Raw genomic sequence first — 20,790 nt, 5'->3', positions numbered from 1 at the left:
CCTGGCGACGGCGGCGCCGACCTCGGGGACCCGGCGGGTAACATGGTCGGCACGGCAGACGAGCCGGGCGGACGGCCGCGTGAAGACCCCTCAGGGGGCGCTTCCCGAGGAACGTCCGGGCTCCACAGGGCAAGGTGGTGGCTAACGGCCACCCGGGGTGACCCGCGGGACAGTGCCACAGAAAACAGACCGCCCGGTGCTTCGGCGCCGGGTAAGGGTGAAACGGTGGTGTAAGAGACCACCAGTGCCCAGGGTGACCTGGGCAGCTAGGTAAACCCCACCTGGAGCAAGGTCAAAAGGAGACGCCCCGGCGTCTCTGCGCGGACGACCGAGGGCTGCCCGCCCGAGTCCGCGGGTAGACCGCACGAGGCCGGCAGCAATGCCGGCCCTAGATGGATGGCCGTCGCCGCGACGTCCGCGAGGACCCGCGGCACAGAACCCGGCGTACAGCCCGACTCGTCTGCCGCCCCAGAGCTGCTCGCTCCGGGCACGGCTTTGAGGGCGGCCGACGTGTTCCGACTTCAGAGCACGGAAATATCGCCACCTCTCGTTCGGAGCCATTGCTCCAAGTCAGCGCCAGCGAGTTCGCGCGTGACACCCAGGTCGATCAGCTGGGCCGGGCCGAAAAGGGTCCCTGTGAGTCCCCGCAGTTCCGTGTTGCTGTCCAGCGTCACCTTGAAAGAGTTCTCTTGGAGGATCGCACCGGACAAGTCGGAGCCCCTGAGGTCGACGTCAAGCAGTGAGGCGCCCATGAAGCGTGTGCCGCGAAACGAAGCGCCCGAGGCGTCGACGTCGCAGAGCGATGCCTTGACGAGATCCGCTTCATCGAGTTTCGCCTCACGGAGACAGGAGTCGTCGAGGGTGACGCGGACCAGAGACGCCCTGGTCAGATCGGCTCCGGTGAAATCGGCGCCTTCGGCATCCGACCGGTACAAGTCCGCGCCGGCCAGCTTGGAGTTGACCAGCTTCGCATCGGTGAGCCAGGACCCGGAGAAATCACCGCCGGACAGGTCCGAATCGCTCAGATCGAGGCCGATGGCGTCGAGGCCTCCCCTGCCCCCTCCCTCCATCCATTCTCGAAGTCGCGCCGCAGCCTGCGCGTCTGACGGGAACGCGCGGGGGGCCCAATTTCCAGGGATATCAAATGCGTCTCTACGGCATGCCCCATGCGGCATTCCCCTCACGGTGTCCCGATTACGGGCGCCGAGGCGTCGGCGTAACGCACATGGCGGTGGCCCTCGGCCGGGTACATGGGGGGCCAGGGCGGGAGGGTCTCGGTGAAGGGGTAGGCCGTTTTTTCGGCGACGCGGCATGAGGCCGGGTTGGTCACCTGGTGGAGGAGTTCCAGGTGGGTCAGGCCCGTGGGGCCGAAGGTGGTGAAGGCCCAGGTGGTCAGGGTCTCCAGGGCACTGGGCGCGACGCCGCGGCCGCGGGCCCGGACCGCCGTCCAGTAGCCGACCTCGGCCACCGGCCGACCCGGCGCGGCGTCCTTCAGGGCCACGTGGCCCAGCAGGGGGCCCTCGGATCCGTCAGGACGGGTCTCCAGTACGGCGAAGGCGTACCGGGAGCCGGTGGCCCACCCCTCCCGCTGCACACTGATCCAGTGCCGCCCCTCGGCCTCGTTCCCCACGGCTGAGGCCGCCGCGGGGAGGTCGGCGGGGGCGCCGCGGTGGCCCTCGACCAGCGCGGCGACATCCTCCTCACGCCAGGCGCGGAGGGTCAGGGCCGGGGCGGTGGGGGTGGCGTCCGCGTGAAGTACGAGGGAGGGGCGCGGCAGAGAGGGCGGGGTGTCGGAGACGTTCATGGCACTCATCCTCGCCTCTCTCGGTACGGGAGACTCAAGCAGCGACCAGCAGCGACCTCGCCTACTCCGCCGACCGCTCCCACCGGCTGGGGAAGGGGAAGCAGGAGTCGAGGAACGCCCGCAGCTCGGCCGTGACTCTTTCCTGGTCGGCCTCCCGCGTGTTGACGTCGTTGAGGCAGAGGAAGTCGTACTTGTGCCCGGGACCCAGCTCCGCGAGGGCCTCCCGCAGGCCCTCCTTGCCGATGTCGATGTAGCGCTGTCTGTATCTGCCGGGTACGGCTCTGCCGGTGAGGTACGCGTGGTGGTGGTGCAGGGCCGTGGTCATCGCGATGTCCGCGACGGAGCGGAAGCGGGAGCGGCTCGTACGCGTCACCTCCTCCGCGAACAGCTGCTCCAACTCCGCCATCACGGACCGGAGCTGGGGCTGCGGGGCGTGCTTGAACTTGCTCACCGTCAGGCGTCCGCCGGTATCGAGGAGAAGCCTCCGCACGTTCTTGCCGGCCGAGTTGGGGGCCGGTTCGTCGGGGTGCGGCGCGCCCAGGCCGAGCTGGAAGGAGGAGAAGGGGAGCTTGGCGATGCCATTGCCGTGGAAGAAGTGTCCCGCGGTGACAGGACCGGCATGGAAGAAGTCGTCGTTGAGGTAGAGGTAATGCTCCGAGAGGCCCGGTATGTGGTGGAGCTGGGTCTCGATGGCGTGTGAGTTGAAGACGGGGAGCACCGCGGGGTCGGTGAAGATCTCCTTGTGGTCCACGACCTGAACACCCGGCACGCTCGTGTCCAGCCAGGCAGGGGTCTGCCCGTCGGTCACGACGAAGATGTTCCGGACGAACGGCGCGTACATCTCGACCGAACGCAAGGAGTACTTGAGTTCGTCGCGGCTGGTGTAGCGCGAGGCACCGGTCTCACGGGCGTGGATGCGGGCCGTGCGCGCGTCCCCCCGGTAGAGGTCGCGGCGGGCCCGCAGTTCGGGGTCCGCGCCGTCCACCCAGGTGTAGACGAGGTCGACGGGGAAGTCCACGGAGTCGACGCGGGGGTGGGAGAACGCCTCGTACGTGGGATGGTCGCGACCCGCGATGGTGCGGCGGGCGGGCTCCCGGGCCTGGAGGGGCAGCGTGTCGGTCACGGCGTTCGGGCGAGGGGCGACAAGCGCATCATGGAGCACGGCGGGCGGCGCCTGCGTACGCAGGGTGTCGAGGCGTTCGGCCGCCCCCTCGTCGTCGAGCAGTTGGCTGCCGTCCCGCCAGAACTCGACGTCACACCCGTAGGACAGGCCGGCGAGCACCCGGCCGGACGGACCGAGCAGGATCTCCCCGAAGCGGATGACGTCCTGCCGTTTCATCGCGGTGGGCAGTGAACCGTCCGCGTACAGCACCGCATCGGAAGGCAGGGGAGCGGTGCCCGGCTTCAGCGCGTACAGCGCGGTGCTCCCGTACGTCGCACGCAGTTCGTCCAAGAGCCTCTTGCGGTCGGCGAGAAGCATCGCGACGACATGGCGGGTGTGCGAGCGTCCGGGCACCAGGAAGTAGTCGATGCCCGCGCGCTCCAGGGCGCTGACCACGAGGTCCAGGTTGTGGGCCGAGGCGCCCGCGGCCGTGAAGTGATCGACGGTACGCCCGTAGTACGTGCGTCCTTCGAAGCGGACCTCCCGGATGCCGGGATCCGACGCGAGGAGGGCGGCCCTGCGTGCCGCGATCTTCTTCCGCCGCGCTTCTTCCGCCGCCGCGATCTTCTTCCGCCGCGCTTCTTCCGCCGCCGCGACCTGGGCCGCCTTGCTTTCCCGGGCCCGTTCCTCGCGGAGACGGGTGGGGAGCAGGCGGGCGGTGAGTCTCTTCGTACGTAAGGGCATGCTGGTTCCTACCTGGGCCGACCCGGGCCGGGACCTCGGGATCCATCGTCGTCTGTCGGTGCCGCGTGCTACTTCTGAAACCGCGTCAGGCGCGGGCCTTGATCCAGGCGAGTACCTTCTCCGGCATGCCCGCGGTGTCGAGGAGACCGCCGCCGTGCGCGCTGCTGTCCGCGACCGTCTCGACGGTGACGCCGTCCGTCGGCATGTCGTGGCCGACTTCCTCGGCCGTTTCGAGGTCGAGGGAGTGCTCGACGGGAACGAAGTCGCTCTCCGAGTGGATGAGGTACATGGGGGCGTCGTCCGCGCCGGACGCGCGGTTCTTGACGACCATGTCCTTCCAGGTGTCCCAGCAGCTCGGGTGGAGCGAGGTGTCCGTGTCGGCCGGGTCGGGGAAGCAGCGGGCGAGGATGGCGGCGTTGTCGCGGACCTTGCGTTCCTTGGCCGTGCTGCCGTCGTGGTTGCCGTCGTTCCAGGCCCGGTAGGGCGAGGCGACGGGAGAGAGCGCGACGACGCCCTTGACGCGGTCGCCGCCCGCGCCATAAGTGGCGAGTGAGGTCGCTATCTGACCGCCCGCCGAGGAGCCGAGGACCACGATGCGCTCCGGATCGAGGTCGAACTTCGCCGCGTTCGACTTGATCCATTCGATGGCCGAAATGGCGTCATTGCGCTGTGCGGGCCAGGCGGCGTCAAAATTCAGCCGATAGTCGACCGAGAATACGGCCAATCCCTTGTCGGCGAAGTGCCGGGACCAGGTCGCCCAGCCGGAATCCTCGTACCAGTACCCGCCGTGGAGAATGACGATTCCCGGGCGCTTGGAGTTCGACGCGTTCCAAAAAGCGTCCAGTTTCTGCCTTGCGTGTGAGCCGTACGAGTACGTGGATTCGCTGCGCTCGGCCGCCACGCTCTCTCGTGACTCCAGGTTCAGGAAGCCGACGACCAGGGCCATGCACGTCGCGAGGCACACCAAGAGCCGCTTCACGAAACCTTCTCTCCGCTCGCGCCCGGCACCGGTATATGCCTCTGATGTGCCGATTTGTTCACTCGGGGGCGCGACTCTCCGTGGAGCAGCGTTTCGGCATCCCGAACGATCCGCGTGTTCGAGGTGAAGAAACTATGAAGCCGAGACTGACTTCTCGTCAAGCAAGTGACCTCACTTCTGTCCGACTTGCCTGAAACCTCACAAAAAAGCGCCAAACGATTTCCTTGCGAGGGCTTGGAATCATTTTTCTGCCATAAAACGGACATGGGCTTGACATAAGAGCCGCCTAAGCAATTACGTTTGCGCCCGCCGTGCCGGTGTGTGGATAGGGAATTGAAGTTTCAATCTGCATGCATTGGCGGGGTCGAAAACGACATATGGAGGGGTGGGGGGATGACTCATGCGTAGGCGCATGAGCGGGGCCGGGCTGGTGGCGGTGGCTATCGCAGTCTTCGTGGTGGCAGGGGGGCCGGGTCCACAGGGGCAGCAGGCCGTGGCCGCCGCCGGTTGTACCGGGGGAACCGCGACAGATTTCAACGGTGACGGCGTCACGGACACAGTCGTCGCCGATCCGAACGCGACTGTGGCGGACGCGGTGCGGGCGGGCCTGGTACGTGTGGTGCTCGGTGACGGCAAGGGCGTCTTCGAGATCTCGCAGGCGACCACTGGCATGAACGCGGTTCCTGAGCGTGGCGACCAGTTCGGCGCCGCACGCGCGGCCCATGACGCCAACGGCGACGGCTGCACCGATCTCGTGGTCGGCGCGCCGTACGAGGACGTGACGAAGGACGGCACCGACCTGCGCGACGCCGGTGCGGTCTACGTCATCCACGGCACCCCCGCCGGCATCGGTGCCGGTTCGCCGGTCGAGAGTTACACGCAGACCCAGTTCGACCCGGGCACGGTGACGGAGGAGTATGACCGCTTCGGCTTCGCCTTGCAGTCGGGCACCACCTCGACCGGCGCCCCCTACCTGGTCATCGGGGCTCCCGGGGAGAACATCACCAGCGGTGGCAAGGAGTTCGCCGACGCCGGCTGCATCCACTACATGCAGGGCACGAACAAGTCGACCGCCAACGAGGACGACCCGGGCGTCCCCGGAATCGTCGAGGCCCATGACCGCTTCGGCTACTCGCTGACGGGCACGAACCGGTACTTCGCGGTCGGGTCCCCGGGCGAGACCATCGGCACCGACACCCCGTTCGCCGGAGCGGTGACGGTCTTCAACCACACCCTCACGGGCGGTGCGCCCACGCCCCTGGTCGGTCTCGACCAGGGAGCGTCGGGCGAGGGGCTGGACGGAACGGCCGAGTCGAACGACCAGTTCGGCACGTCGATCGACATGACGAACTTCCGCCCCGCCGACCAGACGTACAACTCGGAGGCACTCCTGGCGATCGGCACTCCGGGTGAGGCCGTCGGCTCGGTGACCAACTCGGGGGCCGTGACCGTACTCCGGATCAAGCCGTCCGGCGCCTACACGCAACTCGCCTCGGTCGACGCCGCGACGGACGGGGTCGAAGGCTTCCCCACCGAGGGAGACTTCTTCGGCCAGCGCGTGGCCCTCACCAACACGGACACCTCTGCGGTGAGCAGCGACGCCACCATCCGGCTGGCCGTGGGCGTCCCCGGCCGTGACGTAAAGGATGTCAAGGACGCCGGTGCCGTGCACATCCTGCGGCCCCTGGACAGCTCGATCGGCGCGAACGACAAGATCATCACACGGGCCGCGAGCGGCAGCGTCCTGCCCGGTACGGCAACGGCGCGCGACTACACCGGCACAAGTCTGACCTCGGGCGGCGTCAACCTCTACGTGGGAGTGCCCTACAGCAAGGCGGCGGAGACTCCCAAGGGAGTGCTCTACGTCATCCCGTGGGCGAACCTCACCGGTTCCACCACCACGGGGACCACCACCCTCAAGCCGGGCACGGGCGGGATCCCTGACGCGGGAACCTCCTTCGGCGTGGTCGGGTGACCGGCGACATGGCCAGAGAGAAGCAGACCACCATGAACCGTCTCGCGACCGGCGCCCGTCCGGGACGCCGGGCCGCCATGATCGCCGTCACGCTGACCGCGCTCCTCGCCTCCGGGCTCGGGCTCGGACCCGTCGGCCTCGGAGGCGACCCCCGGCCGGCCGCCGCCGCGGACAGGGAACCACCCGCGGCCAGAGGCGCGTCCGAGGCCCGGGTCGCGGCCGCCGAGTCCGGCGAGAAGGTGGAGGTGTCGGCCCTTCGGGACGAACGCAGCACCACCTTCGCCAATCCGGACGGCACCTTCACCACCACCGAGCACGTCCAGCCCATCCGCACCCGCAAGGGCGGGAAGTGGAGGGACATCGACACCGATCTCGTCGAACAGGCCGATGGCAGCTACGCGCCGAAGGCCGCACTGTCGGCCATGTCGTTCTCCGGTGGCGGTGACACGACGTTCGCCGAGATCGACAAGGACGGACGGTCGCTCTCCCTCGGCTGGCCGCACAAGCTGCCCCGGCCGAAGGTCACCGGCCCCACCGCCACGTACCCCGACGTGTTCGAAGGCGTCGACCTCAAGGTCACCGCCGACGCCGAGGGCTTCTCCCACGTCCTGGTCGTCAAGAACGCGAAGGCCGCGGACCATCCCGGCCTGGCCGAACTCGAACTCGCCCTGGACACCGACTCCGTCACGCTTGAGGAGACGGACGGCGGCGGACTGGAAGCCGTGGCCGATGGCGGTGGCGGCAGGGTCTTCGAGGCGCCGCAACCGATGATGTGGGACTCCAGCCACACCGTCGGATCCGCGCGGAAGGACACCCCATCCGCGTCGACCGCGGACGGGACCGGGACGGACAGTGCGGTCACCCCGCCGGAGGGCGCTCAGGTCTCCGATGTCACGGTGGCCGCCGACGCGGACTCCGTGACACTGCGGCCCGACGCCGAGCTGCTCAAGGGCGACGACACGGTCTACCCCGTCTACATCGACCCGGTGTACAAGACGGCCAACCGGACCGGTTGGACCATGGTCTCCTCGTACCACTCCTCCTCGGAGTTCTGGAAGTTCGACGACGACGAGGGCGTCGGGCGCTGCCCGGCGGACGTCTCCTACCGCTGCACCAGCGGCAGCGACGTCAAGCGGCAGTTCTTCGCACTCCCCACGGGGGCGTTCGAGGACAAGGACATCGTCTCCGCGGAGTTCGCGGTGACGATGGTGCACACCTACAGCGAGGCCGGTAAGGCTGTTCAGCTCGGGCGCGTCAACTCAGGGGGCGCGAGCGCGATCAGCTCCAAGACCAACTGGGGCAACCAGCCTTCGCTGAAGGACGCCATCACCACGAAGTCGCCGACCAACCCGGCCGGTTCGTGCACGTCGACCAACCAGAACGTCCGATTCAACGTGAGCGGCACGGTCCAGAAGGCGGCGAGCAGCGGCTGGGACACCACGACCTTCCGCCTCAAGGCGGAGGACGAGGGAAGCTACGCGTACTGGAAGCGCTTCTGTGGCAACGCCCAACTGGAGGTCACCTACAACCGTCCGCCGCTGCAGCCGACCATGGACGACCTGAAGATGACTCCGGGTGGTTCGTGTGAGTACGGCAGCGCCGAGGAGCACTACGTCTCCGACGCGCCGAAGCTGAAGGCGTTCCTCAAGGACTACGACCACGGCGACACCGGCAGCAACTCCGAGACTCTGCGCGCCGAGTTCCATGTGTTCTGGACGGTCGGCGGGAAGACGTACGACCACTACTCGACCACGGCGAAACAGAGCACGGTCGACGCCTCGAAGAGCGGCCAGACGGGTGGCGCGTCGTTCTCGTACACGGTCGGCACGAATCTGTCCTCCGACGAGGACGACGCGAGTTACAGCATCCCGCAGAACGTGACCGTCGGCTGGGCGGTGCGCGGCTCGGACGGCGAGTCGTGGGGCCCGTGGAGCCTGGCGGGCAACGGCACCCGCTGTGAGTTCATCTACGACGCCACGGCTCCCAAGGCCCCCGCGGTCAAGTCGTTCCAGTATCCGGACGACGACGCCTGGCACGCGGGTGTGGGGGACTACGGCCTCTTCATCATCGACTCGCCGTCGCCGGACGTGGCCCAGTACAAGTACCGGTTCACCGGGGGAAGCTGGGTGACCGTCGACTCCAACGGCCCGGGCGGCCCCGCCATGGTGCGCTGGATGCCGCCGGACGAGGGGCCTCTGTCCCTGGAGGCCAAGGCGATCGACGGTGCCGGCAACGCGCAGAAGACACCCACCGCGCACGTCTTCCTCGTCAGTGACGGGCGCGCTCCCGCCGCGGGATGGACGCTCGGCGACGCCAAGGGGTCCACGGCGGCGGCGGGCATGAGCGGCGCGCCCGCGGCGACCGCCGGCTCCGGCGTGACCTTCGGCTCGGAGGGCCCGCTGGGGCCCACGGACACCGCCGCGTCGCTCGACGGTTCGGAGAAGGCCTATCTCGACGCGGGCGAGCCCGCGGTCGACACGAGCGGGACGTTCTCGGTGAGTGCCTGGGTGAACCTGCCCGAGCGGCCGAAGGACGACGTGAGCGTCGTCAGTCAGGACGGGACGGCGGCACCGGGATTCGATCTCGGATACGACGTGGACACCCGGTCGTGGACGTTCCGCACACCGATGAACGACATGGAGAACATGGGGTCGTGGAAGGTGTCGGGGGCCACGGCCATACCCGGCAGCTGGACCCATCTCATCGGCGTCTACGACGATGAACTCGGCACCATGAGCCTGTTCGTCAACGGTGACCTGATCGAGCGGGACGTGCAGAAGCGCCGGACGAAGTGGAACGCGACCGGCGGCCTGCAGATCGGACGCAAGCTCTCCCTGGACGGCTACACCGCCCACTTCAAGGGCAGCGTCGCCGACGTCAAGGTCTACGACCGCGTGGTGCCGGAGGCCGAGGGTGAGGCACTGGGCGGTATCTCCGCGCGGCAGCTCGCCTACTGGCAGGTGGACGCGGAGACCAGCGGCGTCTCTCCCGAAGAAGCCGGAGGCACCGGCCTGAAGCTGGGCGGCGGCGCCACGATCTATGTGCCGGACGAGTCCTGCGATCCGCAGGCGGACCCGGAGTGCGTGCCGCCCGCGGAACCGGTCTGGGGCGACGGCCACTTGAGACTGAACGGCACAGGCGCCCATGCGACCCGCGCGGCCGGGCTGCTGGCCAAGGAGGACAGCTTCACGCTGACGGCGCGCGCCCGACTGGCGACCACCGGGTCGACGAAGGACCAGACGGTCCTGTCACTGGCGGGAACCAAGGGGAGTGCGCTGACGGTGCGGTATCTGGCCTCGGCGAATCGCTGGCAGCTCGTCGTCACGGACAAGGACGCCACCGGTGCGAGGGCGTCGGCCGTCAACGCGCAGGGCGCGGTGCCGAGCAGTGAGGGCGACGGCGATCACCTGGCGCTGGTCTACTCGGCGGTCTTCGGGGACGCGCTGCTCTACGTCAACGGCACGCTCGCAGGGCAGGTGCCCTGGGACAACACGTGGGACTTCACGACCGCGTCCCTTCAGGTCGGCAGGGTCCTGACGGGTACCACGGCATCCGGCTTCTTCGACGGCGTCGTCGACGAACTGCGGATGTTCCGGGGCGCGCTGGACGCGAGTGCCGTACCCACGGTGGCCGTTCTGCCGGCCGGTTCGAGCATCGAAGAGACCGTCACGTGACGGTCTGACGCGGGTGGGTGCTCCGCGGCGCGGGTCGTGAGGACCGGCGGCGGAGCGCCCACCCCGTACCTCCCGTACTTCCTTTCTGCTGTCGACAAATCTCTGACTCTTCCTACGGAGCTGCCATGCGCTCGCCCTTCCGGTCACGGTGGCGAATACCGGCTGCCAGGAGCACGGCGCTGGGGCTCGGTATCGCCCTGGCCGTCGGCCTGCTGCCGCAATACGTCCCCGATGCCACCGCCAAGGACGGCGGACTCTCCCGCCCCGCCACCCAGACGAACCTCGACGACCCCGTTGACGGCAGGAACGTCAAGGCCAGGACGTACGGCAAGACGGACGCGGCCCGCCGTGCCGCGGTGAAGTCCGCCGACACCCCCCGGTGGCCGAAGGCGGCCGCGGACAACGTGGACCTGGCCAAGGACAGGAGACCTGCTCGGGCCGAGGGGCTGCCGCTCAAGGTGGCCCATGCCGGCAAGGCCGGACCGGCTTCCGTGCGGGTGGCGGTGCTGGGGCGCGAGAAGTCCGAGGCCGCCGGGGTCGAGGCCCCGCTGATGACGGTCGCCCGGACCGACGGAGTCAAGCGTTCCACGCCGGTCGAGGTCGGCCTGGACTACGCGGACTTCGCCGGCGCCTACGGCGGAAGCTACGGCTCCCGACTGCGGCTGGTCGAGTACCCCTCCTGCGTACTGACGACTCCGCGGAAGAAGTCCTGCTCCACGCCCAAGCCGCTCGAGAGCGGAAACGACACGGCGAAGCAGACGCTGACCGCGACGGTCTCCGCGGCGGCGGACACCGGCCCCGCGGCCGGGCAGGGCCGCAAGGAGCGCGCGGCCGACGCGCCCGCCGGAGTCACCGTGTTCGCCGCGACGGCCGGCGCCTCCGGCGATCAGGGAGACTTCGGCGCCACGCCTTTGCAGGCGTCCTCGCAGTGGAGCGTCTCGAACTCCTCGGGTGCCTTCAACTGGTCGTATCCGATCACGGCCCCGCCCGTGCCGGGTGCGCTCTCCCCCTCGGTCTCCCTCGGCTACACCTCACAGTCCGTCGACGGCCAGACAGCGGCCACCAACAACCAGGGCTCATGGATCGGCCAGGGCTTCTCCTATGAGCCGGGCTACATCGAGCGCCGCTACAAGCCATGCGCCGACGACGGCCAGAGCGACACCTTCGGCGACCAGTGCTGGGGCGGCGACAACGCCACGATCTCCCTGGCGGGCGGCTCGTCAGGGGAGCTGATCAAGGACGACAAGACCGGCGAGTGGCGGGTCAGTTCCGATGACTTCAGCAAGGTCGAAAAGCTCTCAGGGGCCACGAACGGCGACAACAGCGGTGAGCACTGGAAGGTCACCGACGACGACGGCACCCAGTACTTCTTCGGTCTGAACCGGATGACTGGGTACGCCTCCGGCGACGAGTCGACCAACTCCACCTGGACCGTCCCGGTCTACGGTGACGACTCCGGGGAGCCCTGCTACGACGCGACCTTCGCGAACGCCCACTGCGCGCAGGCCTGGCGCTGGAACCTCGACCACGTCATCGACCCGCACGGCAACTCCATGTCGTACTACTACTCGAAGGAGACGAACTACTACACGCAGGGCCTGAAGACCGGCGAGAACGGCAAGGCCTACACGCGCGGCGGATACCTCAAGCGCGTCGACTACGGCCAGCGCGCCGACAAGGTGTACGCCACCAAGCCCTCCGCACGCATCGTCTTCACCACCGGCGAGCGGTGCATCGGCGACCTGACGGACTGCTCCACCGGAGCGCTGACCGACTCCACCGCGGCCGACTGGCCGGACGTGCCGTGGGACAGCAACTGCAAGGTCAACACCAAGTGCACCGGTCAGAACTCGCCGACGTTCTGGACCCGCAAGCAGCTCAAGTCGATCACGACCCAGATCCGCACGGGCGCCGACACGTTCTCGGACGTCGACTCCTGGACACTGGCGCACGACTTCACCGACAACGGTGACGGTTCCAAGTCGCTGTGGCTGAAGTCCATCGACCACACCGGCCGGGTGGGCACCGACGAGTCCGTCCCCTCGGTGAAGCTCTACGGCAAGCAGCTCGCCAACCGCGTCGACGTCGCCGGTGACAACATCCAGCCCTTCATCCGCTTCCGCATGTCGGCGGTGCAGAGCGAATCCGGCGGCGTGCTCTCGGTCAACTACGCCGACACCCAGTGCACCTCGGCGGACCATCCCGCCCCCGGCAAGTCCACCGTCCGCTGCTACCCGGTCAAGTGGAACCCGCCGGGCATCAAGGACCCCGTCACCGAGTGGTTCCACAAGTACGCCGTCTCGTCGGTGGTGGAGAAGGACCTGGTCGGCAACGGCGCGGACCAGATCACCTCCTACAGCTACCTCGGTGACGCGGGCTGGCGGAAGGCCAAGGCCGACGGCCTGACCAAGTCCGAGTATCTGACCTGGAGCGACTGGCGGGGCTACGGCAAGGTCCGGGTGACGACCTCCGACGGCACCGAGAGCGCCTCCAACACCAAGACCGAACACGTCTTCCTCCGAGGGCTGGACGGGGACAGTGACCCCGACGGAGGCACCAGGTCGGTCCCGGTGAAGGACTCCACCGGGACCGAGCACACCGACTCCGATTGGAAGTCCGGCTTCGAGCTGGAGACGACCACGTACAACGGTGACAAGGTCGTCTCGAAGTCGATCAACACGCCCTGGACCAAGGTCACCGCTACCCGCGTCAAGGACTGGGGCACCCGTGAGGCCCGGTTCGTCCGGCCCCAACGCACGGACACCTACGAGGCCCTCGCGGTCGGCGGATGGCGCCAGTCGGCCTCGGTGACCAGCTACGACGACGAGACCGGACGCGTCACCCGCACCAATGACCTGGGTGAACTCGGCGTCTCCGACAACCAGTGCACCCGCACCGAGTACGCCGACAATGTCACCAAACACATGTACGCCTACGTCTCCCGGGTGGAGACGGTGAGCGTCGACTGCGCCACCGCCCCGGACCGCTCCAAGCACGTACTCGCCGACGATCAGACCCTGTACGACGACGCCACGACCCACGGCGCCGCACCCAGCCTGGGCAACGCGACCACGGTCAAGCGGCTCGCGTCGCACAACGGCACCGTCGGCACGTACCAGACGGTCTCCACGAGCAAGTACGACCAGTTCGGGCGCCCGGTGCGGGTCACCGACGCGGCCGGCACGGCGAAGACCATCGAGTACACCGACACGAACGGCCTCGCGTCGGCCAAGACCGAGACGAACGCGCTGGGCTGGACCAACAAGACGGAGTACGCCCCGCAATGGGGCGCCCCGCTCGCGCAGATCGACGTGAACGGCAAGCGCACCGAACTCGCCTACGACGGCCTGGGCCGGCTGACCTCGGTATGGCTCCCCGACCGCCCCAAGGCGGACGCCTTCTCCCCGTCGATCAAGTATTCGTACGGCATCCGGACCACCGGCCCCAACTATGTCCGCACCCAGCGGGTGGAGAACAGCGGCACCACCTACGGCAGCGAGTACACGCTGTACGACGGGCTGCTGCGCCCGCGTCAGGTGCAGACGGACGGCCAGGACGGCGGCCGTCTCATCGCGGACACGTACTACGACGGCTCCGGCCGCACGGTGAAGGCGAACGAGACGTACTGGACGACCGGCGCACCCGGGGCCACGCTCTTCGAGCCGCGCAACGCCGACATCGACGCGCAGACGGTGACGGAGTTCGACGGCGCGGGGCGCCCCACCGCGGCGATCTTCAAGGTCGCGGGCACCGAGAAGAACCGCACCACATACACGTACGGCGGAGACCGCGTCCACATGGACCCGCCGACCGGCCAGACCGCGACCACGACCATCACGGACGCCGATGACCGCACGGTCGAGTTGCGCCAGTACAAGGGAGACAAGCCGCTGCCCACGGGCACGTCGGCGGATTACCTCTCCACCACCTACGGCTACACGCCCGACGGGAAACTGTCCAAGGTCAAGGACAACGACGGCAACACCTGGACGTACGGATTCGACCAGCGCCGCCGCAAGATCGAGGCCGTCGACCCGGACAGCGGCAGATCGACGTTCGGCTACGACGAGCTCGACCGCCAGATCTCGGTGACCGACTCCCGCGAGAACACCACGACGACCGTCTATGACGTGCTTGGCCGCACGAAGTCGACCTGGCAGGGCGCCGCGGAAACGGGCACGAAGCTGTCCGCCTCCACCTACGACACGGTCGCCAAGGGCGCCCTGTACGGCACCTACACGTACAAGGGTGGCGCGGTCCACTCCTCGGTGACCTATCCGCTCCTCGACGAGAGGAACGACTACAAGCCCGCCTCGACGAAGTACTACCTCTCCAAGACGGCCGAGCCCGAACTGGGCGGCACCTACGAGTTCCAGATGCAGTACAACAACGACGGCACCGTGCAGGGCCAGAACTTCCCCGCCGCGGGAGGTCTGGCGGCCGAAGCCGTCTCGTACCAGTACGACTCGCTGCAGCGGCCCGCCGCGCTCAACTCCTCGCTCGGCGGCGGTACGTACGTCCCGCAGGCGAAGTACTCGCCCACGAACCAGCTGGAACAGCTGCAGCTGTCGACCGGCGGGACCGCGGACAAGAAGACCTGGCTGAACTACTACTACGAGCAGGGCACCAAGCGGGTCAACAGGGCTCTCTTCAGGGTGGAGGACGCCACTTCGGAGCCGTACGACGCGAGATACACCTACGACGACGGCGGCAACGTCCTCTCCATCGTCGACGACCCGGCGGGCGGGACCCGCGACGCCCAGTGCTTCCGCCACGACAGCTTGCGCCGGACGACCGACGACTGGACGTCCTCGCAGGCGTCGGACGGCGCGGTCGGCACGGGCAAGGCGGACGCGGCCTGCGCGTCGGCCCCCTCCACGAGCACGGTCGGGGGAACCGCGCCGTACTGGCACAGCTACGACTACGACGCCACCGGGAACCGCACCGCGCTGACCGACCACGGTGTCGACGGCTCGGCGACCTCGACGAAGAAGTACAAGTACGGGGAGAACGGCGAGGGGCCGCACCAGCTGACGTCGGTCACCACGGACACGGCGGCGACCGGCACCAAGCCGGCGGTCACCTCCGTGGACACCTACACGTACGACGCCGCGGGCAACACCGAGACCCGCGTCCTGAACGGTGACACCCAGAGCCTGACCTGGGACAAGCAGAACGAACTGACCAAGGTCACCAACGCCGACGGCAGCGCGTCGTCCTACGTCCACGACGCATCGGGCGCCCGCCTGCTGCGCAAGTCGCCGACCGAGACGACGTTCTACCTGCCCGGCATGGAGCTGCACCTCGACGCGTCCTCCAAGACGGTCAAGGCCACCCGCTACTACACCTTCGGCGGCCAGACCGTGGCGGTACGCGACTCCGGTGGCGTCACCTTCCTGGCCGGGGACCACCACGGCACGGCCCAGCTCGCCGTCGACGCGACCACTGGTGCGACGCAGCGCCGCCGCCTCGACCCCTTCGGCGCCGGCCGCGACGCCGACTCGGCGGACCCCTCCAAGTGGGTGGACGACAAGGGGTTCGTCGGCGGGACGAACGACGAGACCTCGGGCCTGGTCACGCTGGGCGCACGTGAGTACGACGCTTCGACCGGCCGCTTCATCTCGGCCGACCCCATCATCGACTTCACCGAACCCCAACAGATCAACGGCTACGCCTACAGCTACAACAACCCGGTCACCTTCTCGGACCCCGACGGCCTGAAGCCGATCGACTGCATCTACACCGGCATCCAGTGCAGCATGAAGAGCAACGGTGGCTGGAAGGTCAAGGCCACCAAGACCTACTACAAGTACTACGGCGTCAAGGCTCCCGACGAGTCACCGGCGGTCTACAAGGCCCGGCAGCAGCGGGCAAAGGCTGACGCCGCGAAACAGCGCGCGATCGCCATCGCCAAGGAGCTCGGCAAGATCCTGGCGGACGAACTCGGGATCACCGACGCGCTGGACTGCTTCACGACAGGCGCGCTTGGCTCGTGCGGAGCCACGGCGGCCAACATCGTCACCTCGCTCATCGGCGGCGGTCCCGTCGGCAAGTTGGTCGCCAAGTACTGGAACCGCCTCGACAAGGCCTACGCCCTGGGCAAACGGCTCGTCAGCCTGAGCAAACAGCTGTGGGGGACGTTCAAGAGCTGGCGCAAGAGCGACAAGGCGGCGGATGCGGCCGAGGCTTGCGTGAGCAACAGCTTCACTCCCAAGACCAAAGTGCTGATGGCCAACGGGAAGGCCAAGGCCATCGCGGACGTCGACATCGGCGACAAGGTCCTGGCGACGGACCCGAAGACCGGTGAGACCAAGGTCAGGACGGTCACGGCGGAGATCAAGGGCAAGGGCGCCAAGCACCTCGTCCGGGTCACGATCGACGTGGACGGCAAGAAGGGCTCGAAGACCGCCTCGGTGACGGCCACGGACGGGCATCCGTTCTGGGTCCCGGAGTTGGGGCAGTGGATCGACGCCGGCGACCTCAAGACGGGCGAGGCGCTGCGCACCGGCGCGGGCACGCTGGTGGAGATCACTGCCGTCAGGAAGTGGACGACGCCGAGCGCTACGGTGCACAACCTCACTGTTGAGGAGTTGCATACGTACTATGTGCTGGCGGGGGCCGCGCCGGTCCTGGTTCATAACTGCGGTAACGCGGCGACTCATGACGTCGGGAACGTTGTCGATAATCTCGACGACAATGTCTACTTCCATTACACGAGCGAGGGAGGGCATGGTGGGATTTTGGCCGATGACGGCAGTCTCAGAATCGGTGCTAACTCCGCCGGAAAGGTCCATGTGACCCAGGAAATTGGAAGCCCGGCAGAGATCGAGCAGAACATCTTCATCGGTAACCCAATGTATGCTGGAAAGGCCGACTACATGTTCGCCTTCCGGATGTCTGAAGGTGTCGAGCTTGGTCGGGGATCTCAGCCAAATGAGCTGATTACGAGAGGCTCGTTGAAGATCCCGGCGGGGAATGTCCTCTTCCATGGAAGGAACCCCTTCTGATGTCAGAACTGGTCGAGTTCGACAACTTTGCCCAGATGGAGATGCTGCTCCGTGCTGGCATGGAGCTTAAGTTCGAGCTCTCCGATGATGCGGACGTGCTCAATGGGAGTCCGGTCTATGCGTCGGCTCTTAATCGCCTTCGCGAAGGTCTGATCTCTGGGTTTCGTTCGAGCTCAACGCCAGGGAGAGCGCAAAAACAGGCTGACTGGTATCAACTCTCGCAGCATCAGCATCGCTGGCGGCTCATTGCGAGAAGGGCCGCTCTGCATCCGCATTGGCGTGACCTGACAGCAGTCGAAATGCGCCACTGGGTTGAAACGCTCGCAGCGCCACTCGCAGTGGATGATGCGGCGCTGGAGGCCATCAAGGCGGTAGTCGAAGAGATCCTTGATGGCCACTGACGGAAACCCTCTCCGATAATCCAGTAGAGGCCTCATCGGATTTGTGTCCGGTGGGGCCTCTGGAGTGTCTGACGGCAACGTCAGCGAACGGCGGCTGCGGTGGGCGGGACGTCGGGACCGTCGTTGCAGGCGGAGCCGAACGTGGGCCAAGAGCAGGGTCACGGTCGAGTATCGGAGGTCGTGGAGGCGGATTGTCCGAAGTTCTGCGCTGTGGGGAGGCGGCGAAGGCGGCGGGTGAGGTTGGTGGGGTCGAACGGCCTGCAGTTCGAGGTGGTGAAGGCGAGGCCTTTCTCCGCCCAGCCCCCTCCGGCTGTCTGACGCTCTTCCTGCTGTCGTTCCTGGTGGGTCTTGAGGGAGCTGATGCATTCGGTAGGGGGGCGATGCAGTGTTCGGAGGCGAGGGTCTTGGTGTGCAGGGCGGTCAGGCCCTGGCTGCGGGTGCGCTGGAGGGAACGGTGGATGCTGGCGGTGCCTCCATCGAGGTCTTCCCGGCGGAGGCCAAAAATTTCGCCCTTTCGAAGACCGGTGCGCAGGGCGAGTTCGTACAGGGCGTGGAGCCGATCGCCGTTGATTTTTCGGCGGAACCGCCGGGCCTCGAAACTGTGGTGAGGGGCTGAAAGCATCTCGGGCGGGGCGCGGCGGTCTTGGCGTTCCGGCCGACGGTGCGCAGCAGCTCGTCCTCGCGAACTGCGTATTCGAGGGCGGACTTGAGGTCCGCCAGCCGCCGTCCAGTCTCGTCGCTCGCAACTTTCACAAGGAAAGAGCAGAAGGAATGGTAGCTAATAGCCCTGTGGTTGCATTCCTGGTGAAAATCGAGCAAGGATGCCTGATCCTGCGGGATGCGGGCAGCGAGGGTGACGTCAGTGACGGACGCGGCGTCGAGCAGTTGGTGTCGAGAGGGTAGTTCTCTTATCTTCGGCGTTCAGGCTGTTATCGACGGTCCTTTCGAATGTGAGGTGTGGAAGTCGGCTCCTCCTGTGGCGCTTCCTGAGAAACTCTTCGAGGTGTCGCTCCCGTGTCCTTCCGGGTGGCTCGTATTGCACGATCCGAACGAACGCGTCCGCATGCAATTCGTGGGATTCCGTGGTTCCGTGATCTGTTCCGTAATGGCGGATGAGCCGCAATTTCCGGCAAAGGTTCAGATCTTGCTGAGGGGCGAAGGCAAGTAGCGCTGGCCCGGTCACATCTGTCGCCGCGTAGTTCGTGCTGGCTAATGGCGCTCGCGCCACGTCCAGGGAGAGTAAGCGGCAGGCCGCCGAGTCGTAGCTCTCAGCAGGCGGCGTCTCAGGGTGCCGGTCGCGGGCCCGTCGGTGCTGACGCCGCCGCGTTCTCCGTGTGGCTCAGATGGACCAGGTGGGCCACCGTCGGCGCCGTCCGCTTCGTGCGGATGCGGCGCAGGTACGTGCTGACCGTGTGCACGCTGATGCCGAGCCGCCTGGCCACCTGCTTGTGGGAGAGGCCCTCCGCGATGTGCGCCAGTACCTGGCGCTCTCTGTGCGATAACGCCGGTGCGCTCTGGGGGCGACTGGTTGCTGGCATCTTCCCTCCGGGAGGGACGGGCGGCGACTTCTGCGAGCTTCCACGAGTTTCTACGAGGTGTGATCGCGCCTTGATCTAACCACGGTCGTGCGGAAACAGAAAGGAATCCCGGTGGGCTGGTCCGTACCGGGAGCCGCCGAGGCGTGGCGTGTTGTCAAGTCACCAACTTGGGTGACTTTAGGCGCGCTTCGGAGCGGGTGAGTGTGAAGCCGTCCCGGCCGAGCGCGGCCGCGGATGATCGTGGGAGTGGCGACACAGAGGCGGACCAGGGGGAACGTTGAGGCACTTTCGCCTGCTCGTCGTGGGTAACGGCGTCTCGGCGTACGGCAGCTACCTGAACATGGTCGCCCTGAACGTCTTCATCTACGAGGTGACCGACAGCGCCCTGGCCGCCGGGCTCTTCATGGCCGTACGTCTGATGACCAGCGTCGTATCCGGCTTTGTGAGCGGACGGCTGGTCTCGGCGTACGACCGCAAGAGGTTGATGGTCGGCGCCGATCTCACGCAGTGCGTCGCCATGGTAGCGCTGCTGATCGCTCCCGCGGGCGGACGCGCGGGGCTTCTGTACGTACTCGCCGTCGTCACCGGCTTCTGCTCCACCCTCTCCGGCGTCGCCCTGCGCAGCAGCATCCCCGAGATCGTCGGCGCTGAGCTGCGAGTCCGTGCCAACTCCCTGCTGGCCACCGGGCGTTCGCTCGCCATGATCGCCGGGTTCGCCTCGGCGGGCGTCGTCGTCGCGCAGCTCGGATACGTCGCCGCCATCTCCCTCGACGCCGCCTCCTTCGCCGTGTCGGCGAGTGTGTTGATGTCCCTGCCCATTCGCACCAAGGCTGCGAAGAGGGTAGGGGGAGTAGGGGGAGAGGGGAGTGCGGAGGACCGGGAGGCTCGTGGGGGGAAGCGTGCGCGGCTCGGCGGCCTCGTTCTGCTGCGCGCCGCGCCCGTCCTCGCCGTGATGATCGCGGTCCGGGCCGCCGACGGGCTCGGGTCGTCCTCGCACAACGTGGCCCTGCCGGTCTATTCGAGTGCGCTCGATCCGTCCCATCCGGCCACGTTCGTCAGCCAGTTCTGGGCCACCTGGGCCATCGGCAACATCGTCATGCAGCAGCTGTGCGGGCGCTTGGCCGGGCGCGGTGGGCGGCAGGGGCCGGGGGAGCGGGCCTTCGCGATCGGGGCGTGCGTGATGTCGGCCGCGTTCATCGTGGTCTTCGCCGGGCTGCCCACCGGCGTCGCCGTCGCCGCCGCCCTGGTGGCGGGCATGGCCGACGGGCTCACCGAGATCGCCTACGTCAGCAGGCTCCAGGCGGCCCCCGACGAACAGCGCGGGCGCCTCTTCGGTCTGTCCGCCTCGGTCGAGAACACCGGGTTCGGCCTGGGGATGCTGGTCAGCGGTGCCCTCCTGGACCGCTTCACACCACTCCAAGTGGTGGGGCTCCTCCACGGGTTGGCGATCGCGCTGTGCCTCGGGATGTTCGTCGTCCTCGTGCGGTACGGGCGTAGGGGCGGCCGGGCGGGGCCCGTCGCGGCCGAACGCCATGTGCCGTCCGTCGAGAGCGAGGCCCGATGACC

The 20,790-nt window shown here is 67.6% G+C and carries 10 protein-coding genes, 1 other RNA gene and 1 pseudogene; 6 read left to right on the top strand and 6 right to left on the bottom strand.

What is annotated here, in order from left to right; all coding sequences use genetic code 11:
* The first annotated feature begins 59 nt into the window (after positions 1-59).
* Positions 60-463, top strand: an RNA gene (rnpB, locus tag DMA15_RS10455) — RNase P RNA component class A.
* 58 nt (positions 464-521) lie between these two features.
* On the opposite strand, the gene DMA15_RS10450 is transcribed toward rnpB, so the two are convergent.
* The 4 genes from DMA15_RS10450 to DMA15_RS10435 all read right to left on the bottom strand — a co-directional run bounded on the left by DMA15_RS10450 (position 522) and on the right by DMA15_RS10435 (position 4,629).
* On the bottom strand, positions 522-1,070 hold the full coding sequence (locus tag DMA15_RS10450) for a pentapeptide repeat-containing protein (protein ID WP_240659738.1): 549 nt from the start codon (positions 1,068-1,070) through the stop codon (positions 522-524).
* 110 nt (positions 1,071-1,180) lie between these two features.
* The gene (locus tag DMA15_RS10445; RefSeq protein WP_125512500.1) at positions 1,181-1,804 is read right to left on the bottom strand and encodes a GNAT family N-acetyltransferase; all 624 of its coding nucleotides are present in this window, start codon (positions 1,802-1,804) and stop codon (positions 1,181-1,183) included.
* 61 nt (positions 1,805-1,865) lie between these two features.
* Positions 1,866-3,650 carry a stealth family protein gene (locus tag DMA15_RS10440; protein ID WP_125512499.1) on the bottom strand — a complete coding sequence of 595 codons (1,785 nt, stop codon included), beginning with the start codon at positions 3,648-3,650 and terminating at the stop codon, positions 1,866-1,868.
* An 85-nt stretch (positions 3,651-3,735) separates the two neighbouring features.
* Entirely contained in the window at positions 3,736-4,629 is an 894-nt protein-coding gene (locus DMA15_RS10435) for an alpha/beta hydrolase (protein WP_240659737.1), read from the bottom strand.
* 400 nt (positions 4,630-5,029) lie between these two features.
* On the opposite strand from DMA15_RS10435, the gene DMA15_RS10430 reads away from it, so the two are divergent.
* The 4 genes from DMA15_RS10430 (at position 5,030) to DMA15_RS36595 (ending at position 17,686) form a co-directional block, all read left to right on the top strand.
* Positions 5,030-6,604 carry a VCBS repeat-containing protein gene (locus tag DMA15_RS10430; protein WP_125512498.1) on the top strand — a complete coding sequence of 525 codons (1,575 nt, stop codon included), beginning with the start codon at positions 5,030-5,032 and terminating at the stop codon, positions 6,602-6,604.
* An 8-nt stretch (positions 6,605-6,612) separates the two neighbouring features.
* On the top strand, positions 6,613-10,278 hold the full coding sequence (locus DMA15_RS10425; RefSeq protein WP_240659736.1) for a LamG-like jellyroll fold domain-containing protein: 3,666 nt from the start codon (positions 6,613-6,615) through the stop codon (positions 10,276-10,278).
* Positions 10,279-10,403: 125 nt separating this feature from the next.
* Positions 10,404-17,285 carry a polymorphic toxin-type HINT domain-containing protein gene (locus tag DMA15_RS10420; protein ID WP_125512497.1) on the top strand — a complete coding sequence of 2,294 codons (6,882 nt, stop codon included), beginning with the start codon at positions 10,404-10,406 and terminating at the stop codon, positions 17,283-17,285.
* Positions 17,285-17,686 carry a hypothetical protein gene (locus DMA15_RS36595; RefSeq protein ID WP_164551642.1) on the top strand — a complete coding sequence of 134 codons (402 nt, stop codon included), beginning with the start codon at positions 17,285-17,287 and terminating at the stop codon, positions 17,684-17,686. Before DMA15_RS10420 ends, DMA15_RS36595 begins: the two co-directional genes overlap by 1 nt.
* Positions 17,687-17,833: 147 nt before the next feature.
* Here the strand turns inward: DMA15_RS36595 and DMA15_RS37410 are convergent.
* Both DMA15_RS37410 and DMA15_RS10410 read right to left on the bottom strand, forming a co-directional pair.
* A pseudogene (locus tag DMA15_RS37410) lies at positions 17,834-18,403 on the bottom strand (site-specific integrase); the annotation flags it as partial.
* A 566-nt stretch (positions 18,404-18,969) separates the two neighbouring features.
* Positions 18,970-19,224, bottom strand: a complete 255-nt coding sequence (locus tag DMA15_RS10410; protein ID WP_125512496.1) for a helix-turn-helix transcriptional regulator — start codon at positions 19,222-19,224, stop codon at positions 18,970-18,972.
* Positions 19,225-19,501: 277 nt separating this feature from the next.
* Between DMA15_RS10410 and DMA15_RS10405 the strand changes: the two genes are divergently transcribed.
* The gene (locus DMA15_RS10405; RefSeq protein ID WP_125512495.1) at positions 19,502-20,788 is read left to right on the top strand and encodes an MFS transporter; all 1,287 of its coding nucleotides are present in this window, start codon (positions 19,502-19,504) and stop codon (positions 20,786-20,788) included.
* Positions 20,789-20,790 lie beyond the last annotated feature (2 nt).

This window comes from Streptomyces sp. WAC 01529, from assembly GCF_003945545.1.
GTDB lineage: Bacteria > Actinomycetota > Actinomycetes > Streptomycetales > Streptomycetaceae > Streptomyces > Streptomyces anatolicus.
This window is presented reverse-complemented; position numbering and strand designations above follow the sequence as displayed.